Annotated in this window: 7 protein-coding genes; 2 read left to right on the top strand and 5 right to left on the bottom strand. The window is 37.0% G+C overall.

All coding sequences use genetic code 11. The annotated features are described in order from the left end of the window. Positions 1 to 77 (bottom strand): DUF1289 domain-containing protein (locus ABY905_RS12140; protein WP_372644251.1); only part of this gene is annotated, 77 nt, incomplete at its 3' end. 416 nt (positions 78 to 493) lie between these two features. On the opposite strand from ABY905_RS12140, the gene pruA reads away from it, so the two are divergent. Beyond that, positions 494 to 2,125, top strand: a complete 1,632-nt coding sequence (pruA, locus tag ABY905_RS12135) for an L-glutamate gamma-semialdehyde dehydrogenase (protein WP_372644248.1) — start codon at positions 494 to 496, stop codon at positions 2,123 to 2,125. 454 nt (positions 2,126 to 2,579) lie between these two features. Here the strand turns inward: pruA and ABY905_RS12130 are convergent, their stop codons facing one another. Continuing rightward, on the bottom strand, positions 2,580 to 4,514 hold the full coding sequence (locus ABY905_RS12130) for a Na+/H+ antiporter NhaC family protein (RefSeq protein WP_372644245.1): 1,935 nt from the start codon (positions 4,512 to 4,514) through the stop codon (positions 2,580 to 2,582). A gap of 149 nt (positions 4,515 to 4,663) precedes the next feature. On the opposite strand from ABY905_RS12130, the gene ABY905_RS12125 reads away from it, so the two are divergent. Then, positions 4,664 to 5,251 carry a YqgE/AlgH family protein gene (locus tag ABY905_RS12125; RefSeq protein WP_372644242.1) on the top strand — a complete coding sequence of 196 codons (588 nt, stop codon included), beginning with the start codon at positions 4,664 to 4,666 and terminating at the stop codon, positions 5,249 to 5,251. 16 nt (positions 5,252 to 5,267) lie between these two features. On the opposite strand, the gene ABY905_RS12120 is transcribed toward ABY905_RS12125, so the two are convergent. From ABY905_RS12120 to ABY905_RS12110, 3 genes are all read right to left on the bottom strand, one after another. Then, on the bottom strand, positions 5,268 to 6,116 hold the full coding sequence (locus tag ABY905_RS12120; protein WP_372644239.1) for an aminotransferase class IV: 849 nt from the start codon (positions 6,114 to 6,116) through the stop codon (positions 5,268 to 5,270). 2 nt (positions 6,117 to 6,118) lie between these two features. After that, positions 6,119 to 6,616, bottom strand: coding sequence for a D-glycero-alpha-D-manno-heptose-1,7-bisphosphate 7-phosphatase (locus ABY905_RS12115; protein ID WP_372644233.1), 498 nt, complete (start codon positions 6,614 to 6,616; stop codon positions 6,119 to 6,121). Between the two features lie 9 nt (positions 6,617 to 6,625). After that, positions 6,626 to 7,151, bottom strand: a 526-nt coding sequence (locus tag ABY905_RS12110; RefSeq protein ID WP_372644230.1) for a rhomboid family intramembrane serine protease, incomplete at its 5' end; no start/stop codon positions are given.

The raw sequence follows: 7,151 nt of genomic DNA, 5'->3' as shown, positions 1-7,151 counted from the left end.
GTTCTTCTGCAACCAAAACAAACGCCATTAGAGTCGGCACGACATATTTGTATACAAGGTGATTTCACGTCTTCCATATTGTAGTTTAATTAGATTCTTTTAAAATAATAATCAAATTAAATCAAAACTATTTTCTTCTCAAACTTATGCATGGCTAAACTTGTTCATTCTTTTCTATAGCCTCATAGAATTCTTCACGATAGGAAGGGGCAATTGAAATTAGTTCCGAGGCAATTTCTGATTTTATCTTCTGAAAAGAAATATTTCTTACTCTTATGAAAATAAATTAACTTCTAATCCGAAATCGGAAGCCTATCCTTGACTTTTTAATTATTAAGTGGAGCCCTTGATTTTGTTTTGAAATGAAATTTTACATGAAATTCATTTATAAGCAAGCATCAATCATGACATAACTCATATTAATCACATCCCAAATTTTTTACATTTGTTCAGAGTGAAAAAAATTAGACAATAACCCTAAAACAACACTATCATGCCAAAAGGTATATACAACATTCCGGCTGTAACTAACGAGCCGATTTTATCTTACGCTCCGGGTTCTCCAGAAAGAGCAGAATTACAGGCAACCTTAAAAGATATGCGTTCCCGCGAAATCGATGTACCTATGTACATCGGTGGCGAAGAGGTTCGTACAGGTAAATTATTTACAATGACACCTCCTCACGATCATCAGCATGTTTTGGGTCATTATCACCTAGGTGAGAAAAAGCATATTCAAATGGCAATTGATGCTGCTTTGGCTGCTAAACCAGCTTGGGAAGCTATGGCCTGGGAGCATCGTGCTTCTATTTTCTTGAAAGCTGCTGAGTTGATTTCAGGACCTTACCGTCAGAGAATTAATGCTGCAACTATGTTGGGACAGTCGAAAAATGCATTCCAGGCTGAAATTGATTCTGCTTGTGAAATTGCTGACTTCTTGCGTTTCAATGTACAATATATGACCGATATATATAAGCAACAGCCGATATCGTCAAAAGGAATTTGGAATCGTGTTGAGCAACGTCCACTAGAAGGATTTGTATTCGCATTGACTCCTTTCAACTTTACTGCAATTGCAGGTAACCTACCTACAGCTCCTGCTATGATGGGTAACTGTATTGTTTGGAAGCCATCTAAAACTGCTGTTTATTCGGCTCAGGTTCTAATGGAAATTTTCATTAAAGCTGGTGTTCCTGCTGGAGTTATCAACTTGGTATACGTATCAGGTCCTGCTGCATCAGAAGTATTATTTTCTTCTCCTGATTTTGCAGGTATTCACTTTACAGGATCAACTGGTGTATTCCAGGATATCTGGAAGAATATCGGTAATAACATTCATAAATTTAAGTCGTACCCACGTATCGTAGGTGAGACAGGTGGTAAGGATTATATTTTTATGCACCCAAATGCTCCTACAAAAGAAGTTGCAACAGCTATTACTCGTGGTGCTTTTGAGTACCAGGGACAGAAATGTTCGGCTGCATCTCGTGCTTTCATTCCTGCAAGTAAGTATGACGAAGTAATGAAGTTTGTACACGAAGACTTGAAGAAAGTTAAAATGGGTGGAACTGAAGACTTCACCAATTTTGTGAATGCCGTAATTGATGAGACTTCTTTCGACAAGTTGGCTTCAGCTATCGACGCTGCTAAAGCTTCTCCTGATGCTGAAGTAGTAGCTGGTGGTACTTACGACAAGACTGTAGGTTATTTTATTGCTCCAACTATTATCAGAGCGCTTAAGCATGATTATATCACAATGGAAGAAGAGCTATTCGGCCCTGTTCTTACCATTTTTGTATACGATGACAACAAAGTAGATGAGACATTAGATATCCTTGACAAAGGTTCAATGTACGCGCTTACTGGTGCTATCTTTGCAAACTGTCGTTACGATATTGAGAAATTAGTGAAGCGTTTAACTCACACTGCAGGTAACTTCTACATCAACGACAAGCCAACTGGTGCAGTTGTTGGACAGCAGCCATTCGGTGGTGGTAGAGGTTCTGGAACCAACGATAAGGCCGGATCCATGATTAACCTATTGCGTTGGGTTTCTCCACGTACAATTAAGGAAACTTTTGTACCAGCTACAGATTATATGTACCCTAACTTCCTAGAAGACTAAGGTTATAATACAATTATTCATAAAAAACGATCGGAGCTTCTGCTTCGATCGTTTTTTTATTTCTCATATCTATGAGAAGACGATTAAAATTTGGTTACGGATGCTTTTCAAGCTAAAAAGCACAGGAAATTTCGGTGTCGTGTGCTTTTATTGCCTTAATTCCCTTTTACATTTTGGTTACGGATGCTTTTTAGGCTTAAAAGCACAGGGAATTTCGGTGTCGTGTGCTTTTATTGCATTAAAACCCTTTTACATTTTGGTTACGGATGCTTTTAAGGTTAAAAGCACAAGGAATTTTTGGTGTAGTGCTCTTTTTAGCCTTGTATACCAATTCCCCGCTTTTCGAATGTTAAAGAAGATGATTCTTATAGACCTTAATCCTTATTTTTGAATCAGAGTGTTATTAATAATCAAAAACCTCGTATGTTTTTAAATTATCAAATCACCGCATCACCTAATCCTCAACTTTCTTCCCAAAGAAATGCACAATGGCATAAAGACTGATAATGCCTGCCGGAAATATAATCCAATAAGAGACACCATAGGCTGCTGGAATAAGTCCAACGAAAATAGATACCCCACCTACGCTTAATGCATAAGGCAATTGGGTACGAACGTGCTCGATATGATTGCACGAACTGGCTAATGAACTTAGAATGGTTGTGTCCGAAATGGGCGAGCAATGATCGCCAAGAACAGAACCGGCAAGTATAGCTGAAACTACGATATAGAAGATATTCATAGATTCTTCGTCGCTCATGCCTATACTATGGCTCAAGTACCAGGATGCTGGTAAGATTAAAGGATAGAGTATGGCCATGGTTCCCCATGATGAACCTGTTGAGAAGGCGATTAATGCTGATAGAATAAAGGTTAGAGCGGGCAGGAGTTGCGGTGCAATATTGATGGATATGAGCGCGTTTGAAATAAAATCGGCCGTATGCAAATCCTTGGTTATATCCGCTAATGCCCATGCTAGAACCAATATGAGTATGGCGGTGAGCATGGTTTTAAATCCGATAAGTAAACTCTCTGTTGTTTCTTGCAAGCTCAGAATTCTTTGTCCAATACTTAAAGCAACAGCTGCCAGAACTGCTGAAAGCGACGACCACAGTAGGGCTTGGTATGAATCGGAGGCTCCAATTACATTTGCGAGTTTTGTACCGAAACCCAATGAGGTATCTGCCCACATAGTGGTATCCCAACCGGTGTATAATAAACCAGCAAGGGTTCCCAGTATAACAATCAGTATGGGGATACCTGCATTATACCATCGGGGAGTGGCATTAGCTGCCATTTCCAATTCATTATCACCATTGGTTTTTTGAATATTTGGGTCTTGTTTCGTTATATGATTTTGTCTTGCCAATTTCTCAGCCTTGAGCATTGGTCCAAAATCTCTACCCCTATAAATAAGGAAGAGCATAAAAGCTAGTGTGAAAAATGGATAAAATCGACTGGGAAGCGAATTCATAAAGATACTGTAAGGACTTTCGGTCACATTAATCTGCACGGTTGCCGATTGAATGTAGCTGAGTTCTATACCAATCCAAGTTGTAATCATGGCAACCGAAGCCACAGGAGCGGCTGTTGAGTCAACAATATAGGCCAACTTTTCTCTCGATACTTTTAGCCTGTCGGTTACGGGACGCATCGTATTTCCCACCACAAGGGTATTGGCATAATCATCGAAAAAGATTAAAACACCAAGTAACCAGGTAACCAGTTGTCCTGATCGAGCCGTATTGGCGTATCTCGATAGAATATTTACGATGCCTTGCATGCCTCCGTTTTTTGAAATAAGGGTGACCATGGAGCCAATAAGCATTGAGAATACGATGATGGAAATATGCCCCGAATCGTTTACCGAGTTAATGATATAGGTATCGGTAATGGCGAAAATGGCTTTGAAAAAGGCTATGAATATTGATGTGCCCTTGTATGAATAAATGATGAGTGTACCAGAAAACAAGCCGACAAAAAGCGCTGAAAAAACCTCCTTAAAAGAGAGAGCCATCAGAATAGCGATGAGGGGAGGAAGAATAGAAAGCCAAAGAGGGATAGGATTTATTTCCTGTGATTCAACAAACTCCCCAATTTGAACTTTGACGATTTCTTTATGCTTGAATTTGTATTTTATCTTGAGGATGGATTCTTCAATCTGGTAAGGTGTATTTATCCCATTAATGAGAACATGAATGGAATCTGTTTTTATTTGGTTTAGTAAATCGGAATTAGTTTTTATTTTAATTGTATGGCTAATCTTAGCTACAATTATTTGGGGGTATTCAACCGAAAAATTGTCTGGATTATCGGCTAAACTATTGAAATTGAAACTTAAGATTAGAATGATAAGAGGAAGTAAAGCCTTTTTTATAATAGGGTTCATAGGGGACTTAGGATTTAGATTTACTCTTTAAATATAAGAATTATAATCAGCATCAATTTAAGATTATTGAAGTTTTCTAGATTGGACTATAGATCTTTTTTGATTCCTTAATGAATTTGATTACTTTGAGTTTATAAAATTTAATAGGTGTGGATGAATTACATGACATATTTCGATTTGAGTCGAATGATATAAAACCTGAGAAGGGGAGAATTCTAATTGCCGAGCCTTTCTTAGAAGGTCGTTATTTTAAACGATCTGTCGTTTTATTGACTGAATTCTCTGATAAGGGGGCCGTGGGGTTTGTTTTGAATAAACCCATTCATTTGAATATTAATGAAGTTTTGACCGATTTGGATGTTTTCGAAAGTGAAGTCTTTGTTGGGGGCCCTGTACAAAATACTCAAATATATTATTTGCATACTGTCCCTGATCTAATACCGAATTCTTTTCAGGTTTTCGGGAACTTATATTGGGGAGGCGATTTTGCGATTTTAAAAAAACTGATTGGCTCAAAAAGATTAGAAGTTGATCAAATTCGTTTTTTTGCAGGCTATTCGGGTTGGAGTGCTGGTCAACTTGAAGAAGAAATCAAGGAGAATTCATGGCTTGTAAGCTCACTAGAAGCAGAAGAAATTATGTCTGATAATAGTGATATCTGGCAATATGCTTTAAATCAATTGGGCGGAAATTATAAGCTCTGGGCTAATTTTCCTAAAAATCAAAATATGAATTAATAGAATACAAAGCCTTCTATACAAAAGCTCTTTTATTTAATTCTTCTATTAAAACTTTTGCACTTCTATTAAAGTAGCGTCTTTCTTCATAGGCGACCACCCAGCGTATACCAACAATTGCATTGGTTAGGAAGATTTCATCCGCTACCATTAACTGTTCAGGTTTCATTACACAGTCGTCGTAAACTGTCATACCCAAATCAAGAGCAATTTGAATAATTTGCTCTCTCATGATACCATTTAAAGCTCCACTTTCAAGTGATGGCGTAAACAAAATATCATCCTTCACAACAAAAAGATTTGAACTTACGCTTTCTACTAAATTTTGTCTCTCGTTCATCAGTAAGCAATCATCCCATTTCATTTCGCTTTTGTGTAAGCCAGCTAAAATAAAAGGCAATGAATTTCCTGTCTTAAATCCAGATAATGAGTTAAATGTTTTTTTATAAGTATCGAAAAGACCAATTTTTAAACCTTTCTTATTTAGAAAATACTTCGGTTCTTCAAGTTTTGAGCTTTCTATTAAATAGGAAATTCGGTTGGTGTTAGGCGTGTATAGTCCTCCAGAATTACGAAAAACACTTAATCGAATTCGCGTTCCCAAGAATGATTTGTTCTTTGTTATTAGACTTTTGATATTCTTCAGAATTGTCTCAGAAAAATTATCAGGAATCTCCATGTGCAACTGAATCATTCCCAGTTGAAGTCGTTCCATATGTTCATTGAAGAATTGGATCTGAGTTCCATTGCAGTGTATGGTTTCAAATAATGAATCTCCATACCGAAAGGCTCTATTGTCAGCAGAGAATAGAGCTGTATCTTCTGAATAAAATTCACCGTTATAAGAAAGTTGATGTGAGTTCATAGCTAGATTTCTCCCTTTAAAATTTTATTGCAATAGATAGAAATATCTTCATTTGACTCAATTTTTATACCTTTTATTCCAGCAGCTTCAGCGGCCTCGATATCACGTTTACTATCTCCAATTAGATACGAAGTCTTAATGTCGATATTGTACTTCTCAATTGCCTGATTGATCATGTAAGGACTCGGTTTTCTACATTCACAACGAGCTACACTTTCATGATGAGGACAGTAATAGATCTCTTGCAAGTAGATTCCATTTTCTTTTAACTTAGACTCGAGATAATCATGAACCTTATCCACATCCTCACGAGAATAGATGCCTTTGGCTACACCACCCTGGTTACTTACGATAAAAAGTTTGTAACCTGCTTCTTGAAAGCATTTAAGTGAATCTATGATACCTTTATTGATGATGAAATCGTTAATTCGGTAGATATAATAATGTCCTAGATCGGAATTGATGACACCATCGCGATCAAGAAAAATAGCTTTTTGCATATTGAAATTTTAAAATAACTTCTGCAAAAATAGAGAGAATAATTCTGGTTTTACAAGAATCGGAAATAGAAAACCGAAAAGAGCACCATAATAGTGAGAGCTATGGCCGATGTTGTCAATCTGTTTTTTATTCATGTAGTATGAGTAAGCAAGATATAAGACACCAAATACAATTCCTGGAATAGGAATAACAAAGAAGAAATATAACAACTGCCACGGATCAAAAAAGATGGTTGCAAACACGATAGCCGATGTGGCTCCTGAAGCGCCTAATGCATTGTAATTGTGGTCATTTGCATATCTTTTTAAGTCGTAAAGACTTGAGATAACAATACTGCTAATATAGAGTGCAATAAAATAGAAAGTACTAGATCCCAGATAATGGTTAAAGTAATTCTCAAGAGCTCCTCCAAAGAAGAATAGAACAATCATATTCACCAATAAGTGATTCCAATTGGCATGAAGAAAACCATGAGTTAGAATTCTATACCATTGTCCACGCTTCACTATCTGGTAGGCATTGAACTGGTATCGG

The sequence above is a fragment of the Ancylomarina sp. genome, from assembly GCF_041555295.1.
In the GTDB taxonomy this organism is placed as follows: Bacteria; Bacteroidota; Bacteroidia; order Bacteroidales; family Marinifilaceae; genus Ancylomarina.
This window is presented reverse-complemented; position numbering and strand designations above follow the sequence as displayed.

Bases quoted from the DNA above. Each gene is read 5' to 3' on its own strand.
- pruA (WP_372644248.1), top strand. From the start codon at position 494: ATGCCAAAAGGTATATACAACATTCCGGCTGTAACTAACGAGCCGATT.
- ABY905_RS12130 (WP_372644245.1), bottom strand. From the start codon at position 4,514: ATGAACCCTATTATAAAAAAGGCTTTACTTCCTCTTATCATTCTAATC.
- ABY905_RS12120 (WP_372644239.1), bottom strand. From the start codon at position 6,116: ATGAACTCACATCAACTTTCTTATAACGGTGAATTTTATTCAGAAGAT.
- ABY905_RS12115 (WP_372644233.1), bottom strand. From the start codon at position 6,616: ATGCAAAAAGCTATTTTTCTTGATCGCGATGGTGTCATCAATTCCGAT.